Origin of the sequence: Staphylothermus marinus F1, assembly GCF_000015945.1 — an archaeon.
GTDB classification, from domain to species: domain Archaea; phylum Thermoproteota; class Thermoprotei_A; order Sulfolobales; family Desulfurococcaceae; genus Staphylothermus; species Staphylothermus marinus.
Genome location: NC_009033.1, coordinates 957,097 through 977,770 on the forward strand (window position 1 = coordinate 957,097; position 20,674 = coordinate 977,770).

At 35.7% G+C, this 20,674-nt stretch carries 26 protein-coding genes and 1 tRNA gene; 13 read left to right on the forward strand and 14 right to left on the reverse strand.

Annotation, left to right across the window (positions count from 1 at the left end; genetic code table 11):
• Positions 1-91: 91 nt before the first annotated feature.
• On the reverse strand, positions 92-1,396 hold the full coding sequence (locus SMAR_RS05080; RefSeq protein WP_011839270.1) for a DNA topoisomerase IV subunit A: 1,305 nt from the start codon (positions 1,394-1,396) through the stop codon (positions 92-94).
• Positions 1,397-1,409: 13 nt separating this feature from the next.
• A complete protein-coding gene (locus SMAR_RS05085; RefSeq protein ID WP_011839271.1) occupies positions 1,410-3,005 on the reverse strand; it encodes a DNA topoisomerase VI subunit B in 1,596 nt (531 codons plus the stop codon).
• Positions 3,006-3,195: 190 nt separating this feature from the next.
• Here SMAR_RS05085 and SMAR_RS05090 point away from each other — a divergent pair, with 190 nt between their 5' ends.
• The 3 genes from SMAR_RS05090 (at position 3,196) to SMAR_RS05100 (ending at position 6,499) form a co-directional block, all read left to right on the forward strand.
• Entirely contained in the window at positions 3,196-3,591 is a 396-nt protein-coding gene (locus SMAR_RS05090; RefSeq protein WP_011839272.1) for a hypothetical protein, read from the forward strand.
• 21 nt (positions 3,592-3,612) lie between these two features.
• Positions 3,613-5,163, forward strand: a complete 1,551-nt coding sequence (locus SMAR_RS05095; RefSeq protein WP_011839273.1) for a type II/IV secretion system ATPase subunit — start codon at positions 3,613-3,615, stop codon at positions 5,161-5,163.
• 112 nt (positions 5,164-5,275) lie between these two features.
• Positions 5,276-6,499, forward strand: a complete 1,224-nt coding sequence (locus SMAR_RS05100) for a hypothetical protein (RefSeq protein WP_244372341.1) — start codon at positions 5,276-5,278, stop codon at positions 6,497-6,499.
• A 22-nt stretch (positions 6,500-6,521) separates the two neighbouring features.
• Here SMAR_RS05100 and SMAR_RS05105 read toward each other — a convergent pair whose 3' ends face one another.
• The 5 genes from SMAR_RS05105 to SMAR_RS05120 form a co-directional block, all read right to left on the reverse strand.
• Entirely contained in the window at positions 6,522-7,973 is a 1,452-nt protein-coding gene (locus SMAR_RS05105; RefSeq protein WP_011839275.1) for an RtcB family protein, read from the reverse strand.
• Positions 7,974-8,077: 104 nt separating this feature from the next.
• On the reverse strand, positions 8,078-9,370 hold the full coding sequence (gene hisS / locus SMAR_RS05110; RefSeq protein ID WP_011839276.1) for a histidine--tRNA ligase: 1,293 nt from the start codon (positions 9,368-9,370) through the stop codon (positions 8,078-8,080).
• A complete protein-coding gene (locus SMAR_RS05115) occupies positions 9,367-9,888 on the reverse strand; it encodes an endonuclease (RefSeq protein ID WP_011839277.1) in 522 nt (173 codons plus the stop codon). The genes hisS and SMAR_RS05115 overlap by 4 nt, the downstream gene beginning before the upstream one ends.
• Positions 9,889-9,974: 86 nt before the next feature.
• The gene (locus SMAR_RS08415; protein ID WP_425277375.1) at positions 9,975-10,130 is read right to left on the reverse strand and encodes a hypothetical protein; all 156 of its coding nucleotides are present in this window, start codon (positions 10,128-10,130) and stop codon (positions 9,975-9,977) included.
• Positions 10,131-10,174: 44 nt separating this feature from the next.
• Entirely contained in the window at positions 10,175-10,666 is a 492-nt protein-coding gene (locus tag SMAR_RS05120) for a DUF996 domain-containing protein (protein ID WP_052833842.1), read from the reverse strand.
• Positions 10,667-10,755: 89 nt separating this feature from the next.
• Here SMAR_RS05120 and mtnA point away from each other — a divergent pair, with 89 nt between their 5' ends.
• The 6 genes from mtnA to SMAR_RS05150 all read left to right on the forward strand — a co-directional run bounded on the left by mtnA (position 10,756) and on the right by SMAR_RS05150 (position 14,245).
• A complete protein-coding gene (gene mtnA, locus SMAR_RS05125) occupies positions 10,756-11,826 on the forward strand; it encodes an S-methyl-5-thioribose-1-phosphate isomerase (protein WP_011839278.1) in 1,071 nt (356 codons plus the stop codon).
• A gap of 79 nt (positions 11,827-11,905) precedes the next feature.
• A tRNA-Pro gene (locus SMAR_RS05130) sits at positions 11,906-12,018 on the forward strand.
• A gap of 55 nt (positions 12,019-12,073) precedes the next feature.
• Entirely contained in the window at positions 12,074-12,775 is a 702-nt protein-coding gene (rpiA, locus tag SMAR_RS05135) for a ribose 5-phosphate isomerase A (protein WP_011839279.1), read from the forward strand.
• Between the two features lie 4 nt (positions 12,776-12,779).
• Positions 12,780-13,217 carry a hypothetical protein gene (locus SMAR_RS05140; RefSeq protein WP_011839280.1) on the forward strand — a complete coding sequence of 146 codons (438 nt, stop codon included), beginning with the start codon at positions 12,780-12,782 and terminating at the stop codon, positions 13,215-13,217.
• Positions 13,207-13,524 (forward strand): hypothetical protein, encoded by a 318-nt coding sequence (locus SMAR_RS05145; RefSeq protein WP_011839281.1) that lies wholly within the window; start codon positions 13,207-13,209, stop codon positions 13,522-13,524. Before SMAR_RS05140 ends, SMAR_RS05145 begins: the two co-directional genes overlap by 11 nt.
• Positions 13,508-14,245 (forward strand): phosphoglycerol geranylgeranyltransferase, encoded by a 738-nt coding sequence (locus SMAR_RS05150; RefSeq protein ID WP_011839282.1) that lies wholly within the window; start codon positions 13,508-13,510, stop codon positions 14,243-14,245. Before SMAR_RS05145 ends, SMAR_RS05150 begins: the two co-directional genes overlap by 17 nt.
• Here the strand turns inward: SMAR_RS05150 and SMAR_RS05155 are convergent, their stop codons facing one another.
• Positions 14,246-14,506: a MazG nucleotide pyrophosphohydrolase domain-containing protein gene (locus tag SMAR_RS05155; RefSeq protein WP_011839283.1), complete on the reverse strand. Its 261-nt coding sequence runs from the start codon at positions 14,504-14,506 to the stop codon at positions 14,246-14,248. It abuts the gene before it with no gap.
• An 82-nt stretch (positions 14,507-14,588) separates the two neighbouring features.
• On the opposite strand from SMAR_RS05155, the gene SMAR_RS05160 reads away from it, so the two are divergent.
• Entirely contained in the window at positions 14,589-14,774 is a 186-nt protein-coding gene (locus SMAR_RS05160) for a preprotein translocase subunit Sec61beta (RefSeq protein WP_011839284.1), read from the forward strand.
• 87 nt (positions 14,775-14,861) lie between these two features.
• Entirely contained in the window at positions 14,862-15,722 is an 861-nt protein-coding gene (locus SMAR_RS05165; RefSeq protein WP_011839285.1) for a GNAT family N-acetyltransferase, read from the forward strand.
• Between the two features lie 15 nt (positions 15,723-15,737).
• Here the strand turns inward: SMAR_RS05165 and porB are convergent, their stop codons facing one another.
• From porB to SMAR_RS05185, 4 genes are read right to left on the reverse strand one after another with little or no spacing between them, the layout of a single operon-like run.
• Entirely contained in the window at positions 15,738-16,604 is an 867-nt protein-coding gene (gene porB / locus SMAR_RS05170) for a pyruvate synthase subunit PorB (protein ID WP_052833934.1), read from the reverse strand.
• Positions 16,605-16,654: 50 nt separating this feature from the next.
• Entirely contained in the window at positions 16,655-17,833 is a 1,179-nt protein-coding gene (locus SMAR_RS05175; RefSeq protein WP_011839287.1) for a pyruvate ferredoxin oxidoreductase, read from the reverse strand.
• Between the two features lie 14 nt (positions 17,834-17,847).
• Complete coding sequence (locus SMAR_RS05180) at positions 17,848-18,129, reverse strand: 4Fe-4S binding protein (RefSeq protein WP_011839288.1); 282 nt, start codon at positions 18,127-18,129, stop codon at positions 17,848-17,850.
• A complete protein-coding gene (locus SMAR_RS05185; protein ID WP_011839289.1) occupies positions 18,129-18,716 on the reverse strand; it encodes a 2-oxoacid:acceptor oxidoreductase family protein in 588 nt (195 codons plus the stop codon). Before SMAR_RS05185 ends, SMAR_RS05180 begins: the two co-directional genes overlap by 1 nt.
• Before the next feature lie 184 nt (positions 18,717-18,900).
• On the opposite strand from SMAR_RS05185, the gene SMAR_RS05190 reads away from it, so the two are divergent.
• A complete protein-coding gene (locus SMAR_RS05190; protein WP_011839290.1) occupies positions 18,901-19,146 on the forward strand; it encodes a hypothetical protein in 246 nt (81 codons plus the stop codon).
• 18 nt (positions 19,147-19,164) lie between these two features.
• Here the strand turns inward: SMAR_RS05190 and SMAR_RS05195 are convergent, their stop codons facing one another.
• Positions 19,165-19,923 (reverse strand): DNA polymerase sliding clamp, encoded by a 759-nt coding sequence (locus SMAR_RS05195; RefSeq protein WP_011839291.1) that lies wholly within the window; start codon positions 19,921-19,923, stop codon positions 19,165-19,167.
• Positions 19,924-20,022: 99 nt separating this feature from the next.
• Between SMAR_RS05195 and SMAR_RS05200 the strand changes: the two genes are divergently transcribed.
• On the forward strand, positions 20,023-20,406 hold the full coding sequence (locus SMAR_RS05200; RefSeq protein WP_011839292.1) for a hypothetical protein: 384 nt from the start codon (positions 20,023-20,025) through the stop codon (positions 20,404-20,406).
• Here SMAR_RS05200 and SMAR_RS05205 read toward each other — a convergent pair.
• On the reverse strand, positions 20,399-20,674 hold the full coding sequence (locus SMAR_RS05205; protein WP_011839293.1) for an RNA polymerase subunit Rpo13: 276 nt from the start codon (positions 20,672-20,674) through the stop codon (positions 20,399-20,401). The genes SMAR_RS05200 and SMAR_RS05205 overlap by 8 nt on opposite strands.

The following is a 20,674-nucleotide window of genomic DNA, read 5'->3' on the forward strand; positions in this document are numbered from 1 at the left end:
CATATAGGGGATGAATAAACCTGTCTCAGCTGATCTTTACAAATTTCTTCGTAGTTAAATTCATTATTCTCCTTTGATGAGCCTAATTAATTTAATCTATCCAGTCTCCTACATTGATTTTTTCAGGTATGTATTTGTCTGCGAGGAATTTGAGGCCTTTGCTTGCCATAGCTTCTATTTCGAGTTTTGATAGTGTTTTGAAGAATATGCATAGTTCTCTGATCCATTCTGGTGTTCTAAACCATGGATATCCTGCTAATCCCTCCTTTTTTCTCCTGATCTTACTCTTTAGTTCTTTGTTCTCGAGACAAGCTTCTGCAACATCGTATCCTATTAGTTCGACTGCTCTTTCAATATCTTTTGGTTTTGCCTTGATAATGTAGTTTCTACGTTCTTGTTCTGTTAGATATGGTTTCTTTCTTGGTAGTTTTCGTAGTGTGGAGGATGATATTGTTTTGATTGATTTTAGATCCTTTATTTTCTCTCTAATGATTTCGTCTCCAAATACATCTGTCATTGTTACACCTATGAATTTAGCACTTGGTGTTGCTAATCTTTCGCTTTCATAGGATAATGTTATTGATCCTATTTTGAATACGCTATATATATACCATCCATAGGGATCAGCATCTGCTAAAATATATACTGGCAGTTTTAGTTCTTCATTTAATCTCCTAACAAATCTACGAGTTGCTCTATCTGGTTGACCAGCACTTGTTATTAGTATTGCTTTTTGTTTCTTCCAGAAGCCGTATCGATGTAGTTGTTGGAAGACAGCATCTTTTTCAACAACTAATACATATTCGGCATCTACATCCTTGAACTCTATCAGGTCAGGTGTTGGTTCTATAGAGTATGCTCCATGACCCATTTTACTCAGATCAATTGTGTCGTCTCCGCTTTTAATAACTAAGTTACCTACTACTTTGCCTTTCTCTTTGCTTAATATGAGCATTTCTTCTCTTAGTACTCCCAGGTATACTTCTAAATCTCTAATTACAGAATCAGATTCTCGCTGTTCATCCCATGTGTTTTCATGATGAGTTCTACCATGTAGGTCTCTATATATTATTGTGTGTTTACCTCTATAGTAGAGATCACGTATTGTTGGATATTCATTGTTAGCTAGTGCTTCATATATTATTGATGCCATTAGAAGTGTTTGCATAAATTTTCTTGCCTCATTTACGTCTAAGAAGCTTCTGCGTTGCATTTCTGGTCCTAGAAGAAGTAATTTGTTTTTTTCATCATAGATTGTATTGCTCAGTATTCTCTTTGGCATGACTATAACTGGTCTTTTTCCTTCAATTATTCTTTTAGCCAGTAATCTGAATTTCTTCCTCAATATTTCGATACTTTTATCACGCGCGAGTTTATCGATACTGGAAATAACCATTTTATCTCACCCTTCATGTTCCGATCTCTACATTTTTAATTACTTTTTCAACTTCATTCTTCGGAATACCTGTTCTAGTAGCTGTTATTTCAGCTAATTTATCAAGAATAGTATTGTAGTCTAAACCGTCCTCGCCTATTATAATTGACAATGCCCGTGCAACTTCCGGAATATATTTTGCAAGATTAACTATTTTCTTCTTCTTTTCCTCTTCCCTGATTTTCTTGGATAAATGGTTTCGTAGCTTGCGGGCAACTTCTGAGATTGCTAGTTTTATTTCTTTCCTTATCTCTGGAACATCGGCTATGCTTTCTTTGCCTACTCCTTTAAAGGGTACTTTGGTGCTACATATATGTACTAAGACAATTATTGGTGCAGGAAGGTGTACTAGGTAATTATCCCAGTTGATATCTTCTTTTATCACAGCGGTTATTACATCGCTCCCCTCATCATATAGGAGGGGTATCTTGTTAGCATATCTCAGTAGGTTAGGCTTATCAGATGGGCTCATAGGAACTTTTCCACCATAAGCTATGCCTGCTTCAACTATAAAGGGGTGTCCCTGATAAGCTGATGGTTTTCTTGTAGTTGCCTCCACGAACTCCGGCTCATATATTCTTGTTAATCCTGCTTTTATTATGTCTGGGCCTAGGGGAGATAGTGCTTGGGCTGTTGGAGGTCTGTATTTATCGTATTTTTTCATTGTATTTACTAGTTTTAGAAGATCTTTATCGCTGATTTTCATGGGGTCAATGCTGGGATCCAGACCTGCCTGTGAGATAAGTGTTCTTGCTGTAACATCTCCTACACTTTGGAAACTCTTAATTAATAAATCGTATAATGTTGCATATTTGCCTGTTTCACGTATTCTCTTCAATAATTCTAGATCAACACCGTATGGGTGAGGCTTCACCTGTTTAGGTGGCGAGGGCAATTTATCGATTGCTCTCTTATAATAATATATTTCTCCCTCAGGAGTCATGAACACTATGTTTGCATAGGGGGTTACAACAGCTGTTCTCAAAATATAGTCTTTTACCCTGAATCTAGCTCTGCTCCAATCACCTTCTATTGTTAATGAAACAATTGTTCCATGCCAATCTCTATTCTTTCTCCAACTACCTCTCTCCAGTATTATTGGCTGGTTCTTGTTAATGTCTATTCTTAATTTATAGTAGTATATTCTTCTAAGTCCTGGCTGGCTAGTAATTATCTCCACTGGTCTACCAGTGGTCATTTGACCATATAGAACCGCTACTTTAACTCCTAAACCAAACATTCCACGTGTTTGTCTAAGAACATATTTTGAGCTAAACAATACTCTACCAAATGCTTCGGGAACTATGTGTGGAGGTATCCCTATACCATTGTCTTCAACGGTTATTTTATAATACTCATGTATTTGATCAGCTTTCTCAATAGTTACCTTAATATTAGGCAATATTCCATGAGCATCAGTTGCATCCAGAGCATTTTCTACTAGTTCTCTAATTGTTTGATATAGAGCTCTAGCTGGGTTAGCAAATCCAGCTATTTCCTTGTATTTGTAAAAGAATTCTGCAGCACTAATCGCTTTGTAATTCTCTGCTGTCTCGCTAGTAGCTGCCAATATATAATCACCACTGTTTTATCATCCTTAAATATAATACTTTTTGTAACACTTTATAAGCAAAAGTATATATCAGAAAATACAATATATAGTAATACTTTCACTCTTCTCCCACACTCTCATAGAAATAAATCTTTTTCATTAATGCACAGCTTTAATGGTTTTTCAACAGTAAATGGTGAGACATAATATGAATGCGATATCACCACTAATAGCGGCAGCATTATTGTTAATAATAACTGTTGCAGGCGGCGTAATTATATATAACTATGTAATGAACACGTTGCAAGCACCCCAACAATTTGCATCAATAACAGTATTATCTGCAAAAATGCTAGTAGATAATGGTCAAACAATACTCAATATAAAGGCAACCAATATTGGAACCACATCAGCAAAAATAACTGGAGTGAGGATCCTGCCGGACAATTTATCGGTTAATACCGATGTGACTATAGAACCAGGTGTTACTAAAAGCATAAACCTATACATAAACCAAACATTAGACACAACCACAAACCACTATGTAATTATTGAATATGATAACGGAGAAACAGAACCTGTCATGATAAATATTATTAAGTAACTATTTGAGGAATGAGCAAAAATGAGGATAAATAAATTTAATTCTTTTTTTAAATTTCTCAAACATCAATTCACCCGTAAAAGGTCTTTTGAAGTAAAAAAGCTAATTATTAAAGAAGCATTTCACGAAATAATAAAAGAATACATTGAGAAAACAGTAATCATCCCAGTTAAGCCTGTAAATATAGTTGAAGAATATGTTGTCGGAAACGTTGTAAGAATATATATTAATAGAACAGGTAAAAGCCTTCTACAATACATAGTTCACGAGCCAAGCTATGATAAAGACACTATATATGCTGTCTCCAAGCTGTACATAGAAAACCCTAATTGTAAAAATAATATATGCATTCAGGAGACGCTCTCAAATATTAATGATAAAAAACTTCATAAAATATATTCCGAACAGCCGATCCGAGTTAACTATTATTATTTCAAGATATCAAGTGGATATGGATCACTGTATCCACTAATAATTGATCCGTATATTGAGGAAATAGCTGTCAATGCATCTGATAAAATTGTATCGATAATAAATAGGAAATACTCATGGTATGGATGGATGAATACTAATATCTACATAGATGAAAAAGTAATTGATAGACTAGTCCTAAGTATTGCGCGTAAGATGGGTAAGCATTTATCAATAGCACAACCATTAGCAGAAGGCTTAACAAATGATGGTCTAAGAATTAGCTTAACCTATGGCCGGGAAATATCTAGGAAAGGTAGTAGCGTGGTTATTAGGAAAAAACCTAGCACTCCATGGACTATTACAAGACTAATAGATATGAAAATGTTATCATCATTGATAGCAGCATATGCATGGTTAGTTCTTGAGCTACGAGGCTCAATACTTATTGTTGGAGGCATGAGTACTGGGAAAACGACTCTTCTTCAAGGATTACTAACACTTATACCGCCCACGAGAAGAGTTGTAACGATAGAGGATACACCTGAAATAACGGGATCGACTGGTTTATGGGATCCCTTGGTTGAGAGAATAGTTAGTATTGGTGAAAGCATTAATGTTTCCATGTATGATTTATTAAAGTTTAGCTTGCGTAGAAGAGCAGATTATATAGTTGTTGGCGAGGTAAGGGGGAGGGAAGCGCGTCTCTTATTACAAGCTAGTAGGCTGGGTCACGGGGTTTTAGCAACTTTTCATGGTGAAGACGCAGAGACTGTTATTGAAAGACTTATTTCTCCACCAATATCAATTCCGAAAAACATGTTATCTAGTATATGGAGCATTATTGTTTTAGAAAACATTAATGGTGTAAGAAGAGTTAGAAGTGTATATGAGATTACCAAGAATATTAAACCAGTTAAGATCGTTGGGCTTAAAAACAATGGATTATATGATCCTAGTGATGCTAAGTCGTTGGCTGAGAAGAGTATAAGACTACAATTATTACTTGACACAGATGATTTAGCTTATGAGTTAGCGTCTAGAGCCTCTTTTCTCGATAAACTAGTTGCCAAAGGCATCTTTGCACTTAATACTCTTGGCGAGGAGCTTGTAAACTATTATTATAGAGGTATAGAAGAAATTGCTGAACATAATAAATAATATTATAACTTATCTCTTCAATAACATACTATTTATAATATTCATAATTTCTTCTCTAATTATATTACTCATACTCGTTTTCCGGCGACAAATAAGCGAGATTATCCAGAAGATGAGCCTAGAAAATGAATTACCCGATTTCCTAGCATTACTTCTCACGTTTGAAGCTAATGGTATTAGATTAGATGAGGTCTTAGAGGAAGCTTCTAAGAATAAACTTGTTCTCCCAAAGCCCTATCAGAAATTATCACTTATTTTTAGTGTTTTATCGAGAATTACAAACGACCCATATACTTGTCTGAAAAAGCTTGCTGAATATATTCCTAGTAATAGAGTTAAGAATTTTGTGAGGGGTTATGCTGAAGTATTAATTACTACGGGTGATACTTTATCCTATATTGATTCCTTCATAAATGAGGAGTTCAGTGTTTTGAAAATGCGAATTAATAATATCGTATCTTTCATTGATATGTTGTTTGAGGGGTTTCTAATAATTCTTCTCGGAATACTTGTTTATTCCTTAATTCCTTTAGGAGGGTTGCCAATAGAATTAGTAGTGTTTATTATAGTTATGTTGTCTCTTTTTTCATATATATTAGCATATAAGTTGTTAGAGCTAACATATTATTATATGTCTACATTTTATGTTTTTCTAACTATTGTATTCATTGTCTCAACACCGATTATCCTGTTTCTTATTCAGGATTTAATGGTTGTTTATACATTAATTATTATACTAGCTGGTTTATTCCTATATTTTAAACATAGAATTTTCGAAGAAATTGATTCTCAAACAATGGTTTTGCTTGAAGAGGTTTATGGAGAATCTAGGCTTGGTATGCCTATTGATAGTGCGTTAATTAAGGTAATTGATAGACTTGATGGCCCCTTCACTAAGATAACTGATCTGCTTAAAATGGGTGCTAAACCTAACGAGATAGTTAATGCTATCAATTTTTCTCAGTTGTCTAGAAAAGTTTTCTCGTTACTGCTTACTCCCGTAGAGTATAGTAAGAGTCATTATAGGCATATTGGATACATTATTAACATTTTAGATCATATTAGGGGTTTAAGGAAGAGTCTTAGTGAGAGAAGTAAAATATACTATATATATGTTTTGACACTACCTCTGGTTGTATTAGTTTTCATGAATACATTGTTGAATATGGATTCATCAATGATTTACCAAGGAATTGATCAAGTATTTATGAAGAAAATGACTTACGTTGCTGTTTTCGAATCTCTAATTATTGCATCCATGATTGATAAGGGGTATTGGTTTAGGTCGGTTTTAATGTATGCTATGATGTTTTTAACAATGATACTACTACTATAAATATTATATGCTAAATAGTATGCTAACCCTTTACAACCCCTATAGGTCTCAGCCTAACAACTAGTTTGCCTATGCCAACTTTGTGTGCTACAAGCACGACTCTATCAACGTCTTTGTATGCACCAGGTGCTTCTTCACTTATCACTCTCCTCGTTGCTGCTCGTAGTATAATGCCTTTCCTCGATAACTCTTCTACCACTCGTTCAGGACGATATGTCCTAATAGCTGCTCCGCGACTCATCCACCTACCTGCACCATGTGGTGCACTATGCCATGTCCTAACTCCTTTCTTTGTCCCAACTAATATATAGCTAGCTGTTCCCATACTTCCTGGTATTAGTACTGGTTGTCCTATGCTCTGATAGTCTTTTGGTATCTCAGGGTGTCCAGGCGGGAATGCTCTTGTCGCTCCTTTACGATGAACTACAACTTTGTATTTTTTGCCATCTACTATGTGCTCCTCTATTTTCGCAATATTGTGTGCTACATCATATACCAGTTTCATTCCAAGATCTTCTGGATCTTTGTGGAATACTTGTTTAAAGCTTTCACGTGTCCAATGCATTATTATTTGTCTATTTGTCCATGCAAAGTTTGCAGCTGCAGCCATTGCTTTGAAATAGTCTTGTGCTTCCGGTGTTTTGAACGGCAAACTTGCTAGTTCTCTGTCCGGAGGTCTTATTCCGTATTTTCGCATTGCTCTCTCCATTAATAATAAGTAATCACTTGCTACTTGATGCCCCAATCCACGGCTGCCTGTATGAATCATAATTGTGACTTGTCCTTCATGAGTTATTCCCATAGCCTTAGCCACTTCGGGATCATATATTTTATCTACTACTTGTATTTCCAAGAAGTGATTTCCTGCACCTAGAGTGCCAAGTTGGTTATGTCCTCTCTGCTTAGCTCTTCTACTAACTTTGCTAGCATCTGCAACTTTCCAGCTTCCCTGTTCCTCTATATGATCCATATCTTCTGGCCAGCCGAACCCGTTTTCTATAGCCCATTCTACACCGCGGTTTAATACCTCATCTAGTTGATCAAAGCTTAGCCTAAGTTTCCCAGTAGCACCAACACCGCTTGGAACGTTTCTAAAGAGTGTATTTACTAGTTCTTTTAATCTAGGTCTTACATCTTCTTGGTCTAGATCAGTACGGATAACTCTTACTCCGCAGTTTATATCATAGCCTACTCCTCCAGGGCTTATAACTCCTGTTTCAACATTGAATCCTGCTACTCCACCTATAGGGAACCCGTAACCTTGATGACCATCTGGCATCACATACATGTTTAACTCTATGCCTGGTAGACAAGCAACATTTGCTGCTTGAACAAGTGTAAGATCTGATCTCATCTTTTCTAACAAGTATTCATCAGCAAAGATTATTGCATCAGTCTTCATACATTCTTTAAATCCTTTAGGTATACGCCACTCATACTCCCCTACTCTTTCAAGTTTAACATTATGGCTCAAGAATCTTTCACCTCCTAAAGAACGCGAGATTAACACATACATGCTTATTATTGTTATTATTATATAATGTCTTCAGGGGTTATTATTGGTATTATGTTGTGTACTTATTTATTTAATAATAGATCTAACAGTGTCTTCTCGAGCATCTTATTATTAATTGTTATCTGCTCTTTGGCTTGTAGATCTTTTATGGATATTTTTTCTTGTCTATATTCTTTTTCTCCAATAATAATGGCGAAATCTATGTTTTCTTTATTAGCTATGCTTAGAGCTTTTCGTAGTTTATTTGTTGTATATATCCATGAAGATATTCCTATAGATGATAATTTCTCCTGTATTTTGTATCCTATTGTTATTGGTGTATTGCCGAGAATTATAATTAATGCTGATATAGGTTTGGGCGGGTTATAACTTATTTCCTTCATGATCAACATTAACCTATCTAGTCCTAGTGCTAATCCTGTTGAGTATTCATATGTTCCACCATAAATTTCTGTTAATCCATCATATCTTCCTCCACCACCAATGCTTATGTCTAGCCCCTTGGTGGCTTTGTACTCGAAGATAAGCCCAGTATAGTATGCTAATCCCCTAACTAAGGAAGGATCATATATGGCATTAAAACCTAATTCTCTCAAATTGTTAATGAAAATGTTTAGTTTATTGAGTTCCTCTTTTAACTGATCATATTTATCTTCAAGTATTTCCCGGTATTGTTCTAGGAAATTCTCTAACTTGCTCAGTGGTGTTTTTAATAATTCATTTATGATTTCGTATAGTTCTTCGTTTTTTTGTTTTAAATAATTTAATGCTTCGTCAATCATTTTTTTATCGATTAAGTGAAGCACATGATCTTGTTCTTCAATTGATAAACCATATTTACTCATGACGGCGCGGTATATGGCTACATTGCCTACTATGTAATAATGTTTTATCCCAATTTCTTCGAGGTATTTTGAAGCTGTGAACGCGACGCTGAGATCAGCATTTATGTTTTTTTCACCTATTATTTCAAGACCTGCTTGCCAGAATTCACGATAGCGGCCTCTTTGTGGTTCTTCGTATCTAAAGCATTGTCCGACATAATATAGTCTAATAGGTTTAGTCCATCCTTGCATATGCTTAAGATACGCACGTACAATACTAGCAGTTACTTCTGGTCTAAGCGCTAGTAGTCTTCCAGCTTTATCTTTGAATACATACATTGATTTCTTAATTTCTTCTCCACTTTTAGCCTCGAATAATTTGAAGAACTCTATTATTGGAGTATTTATGGGTTTGAACCCGTTCAGCATTGATATTTTCTTAAATTTATCAACTAAATACTCGTGTAGTTGTGCATCTATTCCTATTAGATCTCTTACTCCTCTAGGTGTTTGTATAAGTTCTTTTTTCACTGCTCATTCCTCGGATCTATTTTTGAAACTTCATAATATGTTAAGTCTCCCTGTAAACTAACAATAGCATAAATGAGTTCTAAGTTATTACTATGTGCTGTTTCAATATCTTTAATAATAGTATCTGCTGGTCTTTTTGAGCCTTCCTCTAATATAACAACTAGTTTTAAATCACCATGTTTATCTTTAACCAGAAACTTCTTATCATCTATAACTCTTACTTTTCTCCCCCGATCCCTAAGATCCTTATATACAACTAGCTTTGGCCAAAAGAACTGTTTTAGACAACCATAGTTTTTCTCTAAAAACTCGTTATATGTGGTTATTTCTAGTCCTTCTAGAACTAGGCGTATTCTACCATGTAGAAGTAGGTATGCTAGCTCAACAATATCTAAAACTAAGTTTTCTCCTTCTAGTCTACCAAACCATTTTTTCTCCAAATTATTAATGCTCTTTTTGTCTTTAACTATACCTATACATTTAGATTGATCAAACCATACTATATAGCTATATTTCATCTAAGTATTCCCCACAGCTTTACAAGTTTTCATGTATTCCTATATATTGTGGTATTTTATCTTAATAATAACAACTATATAAAATGTTATATAATGGGTGCTTCATGCCCAGTTGTTTCTTCGAATCCACGTGTTGTTTGTGTTGGTAGTGTGGCCCAAGCAATTAATTCTATTATAGTACCTATGAATATTATGATTAATCCGACCAATATTATTGTTAGAACCGCTCCTATAAAATACACTGTTCCCACCGTGTGGAATATGTTGTGTTTAAACGTGTCAGCTATCATGTAGTAACTATCTCTTCTCCTATAAAATACACTGTTCCCACCGTGTGGAATATGTTGTGTTTAAACGTGTCAGCTATCATGTAGTAACTATCTCTTATTCTAATGTATCCAAGTAGCAGGAATATATACATGATAATAAATGCTATAATCGCTACCAGCATTACTCCAAGGGGTAGTGAAGGCCATATTGTTGGTGGGAATCCATGCATTGGGAAATGATGAAATGTGATCATGGCTATTAACCCTAGAGATACAATAATAATCATGGCTATGACAAATCCTATTATCACAAATATTACTCCTGTTAAATACTTATCGAAAATAGCTCTAACACCACTTACCTCCGCTAGTTCATGGACAGCTATGAGTAGGAGAATAAATCCTATAATTGATAATATTGAACCATATCCAGAAGCTCCAGTTAGTAATCCTACAAGCTCTAATATAACACCTATTAAGCCAAGAATTTTAGCTGTTTCTAGACCCATGAGTGAACAACCTGCATATTGTTTAATATTATGTTCAATGATATATTAGTATAATTACATATGTAAATTTTTGCTGGAGGGTGTATGATATGAATAATTATCCTTACCCTATAAAGATTAGAGCTGTCTGGTGGAGAGAAGAGGATAAGAGCATCTGCTGGATTAATACAAAGGAGTTGCCATTTAAAGAAGAAATAATTTGTAGTAGTGATCCTGGAAGAGTAGCTAAAGCAATTATTGAGATGGAGATTCGTGGTGCACCTGCAATTGGGGTGGCTGCAGCATTAGCTATTGCTTCATATGCATATAAGGTGAAAACAAGAGATATAGATAGTTTCTATAGAGAAGTTGATTCAGCAATTAATATCTTATGGAATACTAGGCCAACAGCACACAACTTGTTCTGGGCTCTCCGTAGAATGCGTAGAAAACTTCATGAAGCCGTAGAAAAAGGAGTTAGCGTTGATGAAGTTGTCGAAATTCTTGAGAATGAAGCAAAGAATATAATGGATGAAGATATTCGTGCAAATATAAAACTCGGAGAATATGGTGCAGAGCTAGTCCCTGACAACTCTACTATTTTAACTCATTGTAATGCAGGTGCTTTAGCGACGGCAGCTTTTGGAACGGCTGAGGGTATTATGAGGGCCGCATGGTATAAGGGTAAGAAAATCAAGGTCATAGCTACAGAGACTAGACCTGTTTTGCAGGGTGCTAGACTCACTGTTTGGGAGCTTGTAAAGGAGGGCATACCTGTTACACTCATAACTGATAATATGGCAGGCTATGTTATTAGGAAAGGACTAGTTGATCTAGTAATAGTCGGTGCTGACCGAATAACAAGCGAAGGATACGTTGTCAACAAAATAGGTACATATATGATAGCGTTAGCTGCAAAGAGAAAAGGAATACCCTTCTATGTTGCTGCTCCAACAAGCACTATAGATTTAGAATCCACAATAAATGATATAGTAATAGAAGAGAGAAACCCTGATGAAGTCCGAAAAGTCCTTGAAAAATATATTACATTACCCGATGTATCAGCACTAAATTATGCGTTCGACATAACTGATCCTGATCTTGTAACAGCAATAATAACTGAAAAAGGAGTTATTAAGCCACCCTATAATGAAAACTTACCGAAAATTCTGAAAAAATAACCAAGCCACTAATCGATTTATTTGAGAATCAGTTTGAGAAAAAATAATAAGACTCGCACCTAGACATCAAATTATGAATGGGCCCGTCGTCTAGCCTGGACTAGGATGCGGGGTTCGGGACCCCTATAAAAGCCGCCGCTGAACAAGGGGCGGAACTCCCCGTGACCCGGGGTTCAAATCCCCGCGGGCCCATTCCTAACTAAGTTTGTTTCAGTATATCTAGAACACGTTATGTAGGGACCATGTATTGTATGAGTATTTAAAGAAATTATCCAGTATTTATGCATTGAGAATGTTCATTGATAAAATAAGAGATTCCAAAGTATTAGGGATTGGCACGGGCTCTACGGTTAAATACTTTATAGATGAACTTATTCGGTTAGGTATGCTCAAAGATAAAAAAGTAGTGGTCTCAAGTTATGCAACTCATAATTATCTCTACAAACATGGAATAGATGCTTATACTCCGATAAATTGTAATTATGCGGATATATATGTGGATGGACTAGACGAGATCAATGCTAACTTAGATATTATAAAGGGGAGAGGAGCCGCTCTTCTGTGGGAAAAACAATTAGCTATTAGAAGCAAGTTGAGAATATATATTGCAGATTATACAAAAGTTAATCCAGAACAGTATCTATATATGAAACCTGTACCTATAGAGGTAGTTCCTAATGCAGTATATTATGTAATAGAAAAACTAACTATTCTAGGATATAAACCTGTTCTACGCATAGGAAAAATGAAGGACGGACCTATTATAACTGATAATGGAAACTTCATTATAGATCTTGTCTATGAAAAAATACAGAATGCAAAGCAAGTAGATGAAGAAATAAAGAAAATTAATGGAGTAGTTGAAACCGGCTTATTTCCTAATAACCTTGTTGATTACGTAATTGTATCGTATCCAGGAAACATTGTCAAGGTATATAGTAGGCGATAAATAAATGAGCGTTGAAGAAACAATGAATTATGTCCTAAAAATACCTTGGCATGATATTGAAAGAAACCTTATTTCACGTGTGCAATTGAAAAAAATTATCAAGCTAAGAATAATATTGGATAAGAGAGAAATTAATTATCCCATATATTTTTACGTCGGTGAGAAAAGAGATCATGTAATGATTCCATATGTATTCTGTTCTTGTAAAAACTTCACAATACGTGTTATGTCAAAGAAAAAGAAACCAAGCTGTAAACATTTAATTATGCTTAGATTAGCACTTGATAAATCAATGTATAGAGAAATATATATTGATGATTTAACGTTATTGAAGAAAATTATTAATGAAATAATTAGAATAGGGTTAAGTCCTACTCTTAGGAAACTACTTTATATTAGTAGAAATAGAAGATATGAGAGGGGAAGAACTGATGGGGCGTAGGAGGAAAAAATACAGGAAACCAATCAGAAAAGTAAGAAAGATCCCTAAGATCTTTCAATGTCCTAATTGCGGATCCAAGACATTAACAATCAGGCTTGAAAAACTGAATATTCCAGGATATAAGAAAGCGATTATTACATGTGGAACATGCGGATTACATGCTGAAATGCAAGTACCAGAACTTTACGGGCCTCTCGACGTTTATGCTAAATTCATTGATGCATTTGAAGAAGGCAATATAGAAGTTGAGTTTAGAAAGAAAAGCGAAGAAGAGGAGGTTGGTGAAATAGTTGGGGAAAGTGAATAAGTATATAGTCGAGAAAATAAACAATGGTGAAAAGCTTCATTTTACTCTTATAGATCCTGATAGAGTAAATGATCTTGGAAAACTCGAAGAAACAGCCATTAAAATGGCAGAATTTGGAACCGACGCATTCCTCATTGGCGGCAGTCTAGGTGTTACTCCTGAGGAAGCAGGTGAGACAGCGAAGATTTTGAAAAAAACAGGCTTACCAGTGATAATATTTCCTGGAAACATTAATTGTTTAACGCCATATGCCGATGCAGTATTATTTATGATCTTAATGAACTCTATGGAGCAATACTATTTGATGCATGCTCAAATAGCTGCAGCACCCATAATTAAGAAATATAAACTAGAAACCCTTCCAACTGGTTACATAGTTATATACGGCGAAACAGCTGTTGCACATGTTGGTAGAACGTATCCTATTCCAGTCAGCAAACCCGAAATACTATTATCATATACGTGGGCAGCTGAAATGATCGGGATCAAATATATTTACTTAGAAGCAGGTAGTGGCTCTCCTAAACCTGTACCTCCAAGCTTCCCTGCTATAGTAAAGAAATATACTAATCTAATTACAATAGTTGGCGGTGGAATAAGGTCTCCATTCATTGCAAAGGAGCTCGCATCAAGTGGTGCAGACATAATTGTTACTGGTACTATTGTTGAAGAAGATCCTGATAAGGCGTCTAAGATAATCTCAGCTATAAAGAAGAATTAATCATTTAAGATACTTCTTCTTAAAAGCTTCTTCTACATCAACACCAACAAGATTAGCAACACTTAATAGCCATGCTAGAACATCTGCTATTTCCTCCTCTATAGATTCCTTGTTTTGGGAAAGCAACGCTTCTGCTAATTCGCCCACTTCTTCAATAAACCATGTATAAGTAGCAAATAATCCTCGGGCATGATCCCTTTCATAATATTTTTTCCTTATCAGTAATTGTGCTTGTTTAATACTTATAGGTTCTTTACTCATTACGTCTCGCCTCAGGAAAAACTCTAATAGTTTTAATAAGGTTTATTACATTTAAATGTAAAAAATAGTAGAGGGGATATATTTGCCTAAGAAGTCTAAAAGAGTACATGGTAAGAAAAAGAAGGAAGCTCCAGGCCCCTTCACAGCTGCTGGCCTTATTAGATTTTATGAAGAAGCAGATGTAGGTATAAAGATGAAACCGCAGGTTCTGATAGCTGTCGCACTTATATTTACAGCAATAATTATTGTTCTGGAAAAAATATTATAGGCCTGATGCTAGTTCAAATATTTATAAACTCCTTAAGTATATGGTTAATAAGAGTATAAAGTTAACCTAGAGGATGCAGCCTAAAATATGGGTCTAAGTAAAAGTGAAGCAGTCAAAATAAGGATTCCCAGATCAAGCGAGGCATACGAGATCTTCAAAATACACCTAGACAGTCTTAGCGGATTAGATGAGGAAGACTATGATTGGTTCTATAACTTATTAAAGGTTAAAAGTAGTAGGAGAATTGTTCTTGTAGCGGATTATCAGGGTAAAATTGTCGGTTTTCTAATAGCTTATAGAAGATATAACAAGATATACATTGACTCGTTAGCTGTTGATCCGAAATATAGAGGTCTCGGAATAGGATCTAAGCTACTTAGAGAATTAGAGGAAAGAGTCAGAGGTAAGAAGAAAACCATTTATTTAAGTGTTAAAAAAGATAACTATTCTGCTTTAGGCTTTTATTTGAAAAACGGCTATATCATAGATGGTGTTGTATTAGAGCTTTCTCTACAAGTAAGTAAAGTTGCTAAGAGAACTATTCCCAACTATTCATTTATATTAAAAAATGCTAAAGACGCTGTGATCAATATTCATATGCTTCCTACAACCTGGTGGAGCAATATTACTGAGCCAGTTGATAAGCTTGTATATCATAGAATAGTGGATGAAAAAATATTAATTGTATATGAAGATAACAAACTCAGAGGTGTCGCTGAGTTTCAACCGGATAAAAAGATACTGGTGGATTATCTAGCTGTATCTTATCATAAGCCTATAGAAGCATTATTAGCGATCATCTCTAAGCTAGGTGATATAGCATATAATATGGGTGCTGAACAAATATCTGTAAACATAGATTCTAGTAAGAATAAAATGATCAGAGCATTTCTTCAAAACGGATTCCGTATAACTGGTAGCGAGTATAGATTGAAAAAACAATTATAATGCTAATGAATACATCTACATATGTCTTTTGATCCAGTCCCAATTTGTCTCTACATATCTCTGGATCTCTTCTATCTTCTCTTTTGTAATTCTCTTAAACCTGCCTTGAAGCTTTAAATATTCCTCGATAGGTTTTCTCTTAGCGGGATCAATAAATGGTCTGCTTGGACCTGACAATCGTACTTTTCCATCATAATATTCGTACAATATCCATAACCCAGTTTCTACTGCTAGTTTTCCTACTCTCACCGTATATTTTGGATCAAATCTCCATCCAACAGGACATGGTGCATGTATGTGTATAAATTTGAAGCCTTGTATGTTCTTAGCTCTCTGAAGCTTAGCATAGAGGTCATGGGGATATGCAACACTTGCAGTTGCTACATAAGGAACTCCGTGTGCAATCATTATTTTTGCAACATCCTTCTTATGCTCGGTTTTACCGATTATAGGAGTAGTTGTTGTCCATGCACCATAGGGTGTTGAAGAGCTTCTTTGGATACCGGTATTCATATATGCTTCGTTATCGTACATTATATAGATTATATTATGGTTTCTCTCAGCTGCTCCACTAAGACTAGCCATACCAATATCTGCTGTTCCACCGTCTCCTGCCCAAGCAATTACCTGTACATCGGTTATTCCTCTTTTCCGTAGTGCTTCAGCGATACCGGATGCAACAGCTGCTGCAGATGCGAATGCTACATGTACAACGCTAGCATTTAACGAATTACCTGGATACGCTCCAACCACCACCGACGAACAACTAGCAGGTATAACAAATATTGTTTTTTCACCAAAAACAGCTGATACAACCTTCCATGCCATGGGTATAGGGCATCCAGGGCAAGCAGCGTCTCCTGGAAGAACTACATCTCTCATCTTATATGGTAATGGGGGTTTAGGTCTGGTTGTTTGTTTAGACACATAGATCACCTCCTATGATACCATGTGAAATGCGGGGATTCTTCTCCTTTCTCGATTTTTTCCATGAATTCTTTGACTAAGTTATAGAACTCAGTATATGTTACATTAACACCCCCTATACCAGCTACAACATTGGATATTACTGGGAGGTTTCTAGTATACATGGTTAAACCAGTAATTAAGTCAGTGAATATTTGTCCCCAAGCGCCAAAACTTATTGCCCTATCGAAAACAATTACTCCCTTAGCACTCCTAATCTTTTCCCATATGTCCTCGTATGGGAATGGTCTATAGTATCTTATCCTCAATACTCCTATAGGATATCCTTCCTCACGTAACATATTGACAGCTTCTATCAAGTCTCCACTCCATGCACCCATGGATACAGCATAGTATTTAGCATCTTCACAGTTAATGCATTGTATTAAGCCGCCATAGCTTCTACCAAAGATTTTCCCATACTCCTGATCTACTTCTTTTATAACTTTTTTAGCTTCATTCATTGCTTTATGTATATCCATAAACATTTCCTCTGTATCTTCAGGCCATGCGAGATTACCGACAGCAATAGGTTCTCTACCATCGACTATATAGCCTTGTCTACGTGGGCCCAACCAGTTATCTACATCCTCCTGATCTGGTAGTTCAACAGGCATAGTTGTATGTCCTAGAATAAATCCTTCTAATCCAACCATGACTGGTAGATATACTCTGGGATCCTCGCTGATTTTGAATGCTTGTAGTGTTAGGTCGAATACTTCTTGATTATCCATTCCAAAGCTCATAATCCATCCTGTATCACGTTGATCCATGAAATCGCTATGATCAGGCCAAATATTCCATGGTGGAGCAAGAGCTCTGGTTACTATAGCCATAACTACCGGAACCCTTGCTCGAGCAGTCCAATGCACCCATTCATGCATATACATAAGTCCATGACTACTTGTCGCTGTAAATGCGCGGGCACCAGCAATTGCTGCACCGAAAGTTGCGGCTAATGCCGAATGCTCGCTTTCAACACGGATCATTATAGCATCTAGTTCTCCGGACTCTATTAGTTCTGCGAGTTTCTCAACAATGCTTGTCTGTGGTGTAATAGGATATGCTGCTACAACATCTATTCGTGCATACTTGGCTGCATAAGCAACCGAATAATTACCTGTTAAAGCTACAAGCTTACCCATTTAATACACCTCCCCTACTCCTCGGGTACAAGTTCTATTGCATTGACCGGGCATACATCTGCACATACACCACATCCTTTACAATAATCATAATTAATTGTAACACCCGTTTCCGGCTCGACTCTGATAACGTTTACGGGACAGTATATTTCACATAGGAAGCATCTAACACATTTATTATTATTTACTAGAGGCTTGGTTGTTCTCCAGAACCCAGTTTTTCCAGCCACTCCAACAGCTGGTTTTGCTAAGGGTATCTTATATGATGAGCTTATAACTACTAATTTATCAGGCATTACATATTCACCTCCTTTATTAAGCGAGTTTCATTATAGGCTTGAAAAGCTGCTTTAGCATTGGCTTCTCCGATTCTTCCTCCAAAATAGGATTCTATTGCTTTCATTATATTCTCGATACCTATTATCTTTGTAGCTTTAGAGAATGCTCCAAGCATCGAAGTATTTACTACGGGCCATCCCGCAACAACTAGTTTATTTTCTAGAGCTATTTTCTTAGCGTTAACACCATAGAATCTCGCTTTGCCTAAAATATTGAATTTTCCATAATCAATTTCATAATCGCTTGGCATATTTACGATCACATATCCATTATCTCTTACATACACCTTCTTCGTTGCTCCAATATCTATTAGTTTGTGATCTAGTATTATCAGAACATCTGCTTCATAGAACATTCCATGTCTAACTATTGGTTTATCACTGATCCTAGCAAATGCCATAACAGGAGCTCCTCTTCTTTCAGCACCGAAGAATGGGAAGCCCTGCCCATATATTTTCTGATATAATGCTGCGTGAACAAGTATATTAGCAGCAGTCACTCCGCCTTGGCCGCCTCTACCATAAAATATTATCTCATACAGCATCAGCTCATCCGCTCCAATTAGTATTTTATTTTCTAATATGATATATACATGTAAGTATATTTTATATTCTTATAAAGAAACAAGTAGATTCTAAACAATACTATGCCTAACAATTGTTTGTAGAAATTTGCAATAAGTTTAACAACCATTAATCCCTATTAATTAACCTATATGGTGATAATAGATGACGATTTACTGGGAAAGATGTGATTTCTGCGGCAGATATGAGCCGGTAAAACAGTGTACATTATATCCGGACTTAATGGTATGCATACACTGTTGTTTATCATGTCCTAAGAGAAAAATTTGTCCTAAACCTGTTTGGTTTATTGAATTTAAAATAAAAACTATAACTAAGCCTGGAAAAATAGCTAAAGAAGCCGATAAAACAAAAGTTTTCCAGGAACTACTATCAAAGCTTGGTTCTTAGTCTAATGTTTTATAGTATTTATGCTTCAATCCTTGGAACTATCCAGTATACTATGTATCCGCCCTCTGTTATTTCAAACTCTATCTTCACGGGTTTATCTCGATCAAACGATACCGTTACAAATTTTGCTGCTTGAATAGGTTTGAGTGTGGCTTCTAATAATCCAACACTGTATTTAGCACGTGCTTCATCTATTGTTGCAGATAAATATGTGAGCGGGTTTCCTTCTGAGAATTCTCCTCTATACTCTTTTTGTTCTGCATGAGAATATATATAGAGTTTTCCTTCCTTATAATGAAGTACTGCTTCTTCCCCAATTATCTTCAAGTCCCTAATTATGTGTTTATAATCATCAGCGACAAACCTAGCTGTAACCCCAAGATCTATTTGTGGCTCGGGTATTTTCTCCAATGTTCTAGGCTTTGTTTCGATAACAAAGCTTCTCTCAATACCGGTCTTCTTGTTTCTGAAAATAATTTTCAACTGGTTCTTTTCTTCGTCAAGCTCAAATACTAAGATATCGTTTCTAGTTCCTCTTTTCACTATCTTATTTAGCTCGTCGGCTCCAATCACAAAGTATTTCTCTCCATCTACCTCATACTCTTCAAAAGCTATGGATGGTATTTTAACTATGGTAAGTGTTGTTTTATCTGGGCTGAGAACTCTAACTTCTAAAGCATCTTGTGTAGCATAAAATGGTGCCTCATCAGTTATCTTAGCTATCGTCTGTGCTATATATTTGAATTTTGATGTAGCTGTGTAACTGGCTCTAAACATATTTATAACACCAACTATAATTTACTTTGCCTAAGAATAAAATTTGTAATCCCATGCTTTTAAACCTAGCATAAAAAATTAATTAATAGGTGTAAGTTATTGAGTGAAATAAGCATAGTTATTGATCTGGCTAAAAGTCCTCATGTTCAACTGCCATGGAATAAAGCAATAGAACTCCTGGAGTGTATTGGTGAGAACACCAGTATAACCAGAGATCTTGAGGAATCACTGAGAATAATTAGAAACTTTGAGGAATTCTATAGGTTTTCTAAGAAAAGATTCGAAGAATATATAGCGCCGCCTAAAGAGCAGAGAGATGTTATTTTAGGTAGAGTTATTGTTCACAAAATTAAGCTTTTCAAAAAGGATTCTGAAAATAACGTTGAAATAGTCTTTGATCGAAGATTCAGTATTGATGAAGTGATAAGTTGTCTTAAGAAAATTGGGTACACTAATGTAAATATACAGAAACAATTTATTTAACTGATTTTTTCTTTGTCTTAGTTGATTTCGTCTTAGAAGCCTTCTTCTTGGCAGTTTTTTTATGATGTATTGTTTTAGCAAATCCCTTTTCTAGCTCTCTAAGTGATGTCTCACCGCGGACAAATTTTTCCCATAAAATAGTTGTTTTAATGAATTTTTCTAAATAGTTTATTCTCACAAGACGGGGCGGTGTTTTTTCCTCGGTTTCTTCCTCCTCTTCTTCCATATATTCCTCCTCTAATGTTTCACTGATCTCCTCCAAAATCAA

Coding starts and splice junctions, on each gene's coding strand:
- SMAR_RS05165 (WP_011839285.1), top strand. CDS start 14,862: ATGGGTCTAAGTAAAAGTGAAGCAGTCAAAATAAGGATTCCCAGATCA.
- SMAR_RS05155 (WP_011839283.1), bottom strand. CDS start 14,506: ATGAGTAAAGAACCTATAAGTATTAAACAAGCACAATTACTGATAAGG.
- SMAR_RS05100 (WP_244372341.1), top strand. CDS start 5,276: ATGAGCCTAGAAAATGAATTACCCGATTTCCTAGCATTACTTCTCACG.
- SMAR_RS05090 (WP_011839272.1), top strand. CDS start 3,196: ATGAATGCGATATCACCACTAATAGCGGCAGCATTATTGTTAATAATA.
- mtnA (WP_011839278.1), top strand. CDS start 10,756: ATGAATAATTATCCTTACCCTATAAAGATTAGAGCTGTCTGGTGGAGA.
- SMAR_RS05175 (WP_011839287.1), bottom strand. CDS start 17,833: ATGGGTAAGCTTGTAGCTTTAACAGGTAATTATTCGGTTGCTTATGCA.
- SMAR_RS05095 (WP_011839273.1), top strand. CDS start 3,613: ATGAGGATAAATAAATTTAATTCTTTTTTTAAATTTCTCAAACATCAA.
- SMAR_RS05120 (WP_052833842.1), bottom strand. CDS start 10,666: ATGGGTCTAGAAACAGCTAAAATTCTTGGCTTAATAGGTGTTATATTA.
- SMAR_RS05190 (WP_011839290.1), top strand. CDS start 18,901: ATGACGATTTACTGGGAAAGATGTGATTTCTGCGGCAGATATGAGCCG.
- SMAR_RS05080 (WP_011839270.1), bottom strand. CDS start 1,396: ATGGTTATTTCCAGTATCGATAAACTCGCGCGTGATAAAAGTATCGAA.
- SMAR_RS05145 (WP_011839281.1), top strand. CDS start 13,207: ATGGGGCGTAGGAGGAAAAAATACAGGAAACCAATCAGAAAAGTAAGA.
- SMAR_RS05115 (WP_011839277.1), bottom strand. CDS start 9,888: ATGAAATATAGCTATATAGTATGGTTTGATCAATCTAAATGTATAGGT.
- SMAR_RS05185 (WP_011839289.1), bottom strand. CDS start 18,716: ATGCTGTATGAGATAATATTTTATGGTAGAGGCGGCCAAGGCGGAGTG.
- porB (WP_052833934.1), bottom strand. CDS start 16,604: ATGAGAGATGTAGTTCTTCCAGGAGACGCTGCTTGCCCTGGATGCCCT.
- SMAR_RS05140 (WP_011839280.1), top strand. CDS start 12,780: ATGAGCGTTGAAGAAACAATGAATTATGTCCTAAAAATACCTTGGCAT.
- SMAR_RS05195 (WP_011839291.1), bottom strand. CDS start 19,923: ATGTTTAGAGCCAGTTACACAGCTACATCAAAATTCAAATATATAGCA.
- SMAR_RS05180 (WP_011839288.1), bottom strand. CDS start 18,129: ATGCCTGATAAATTAGTAGTTATAAGCTCATCATATAAGATACCCTTA.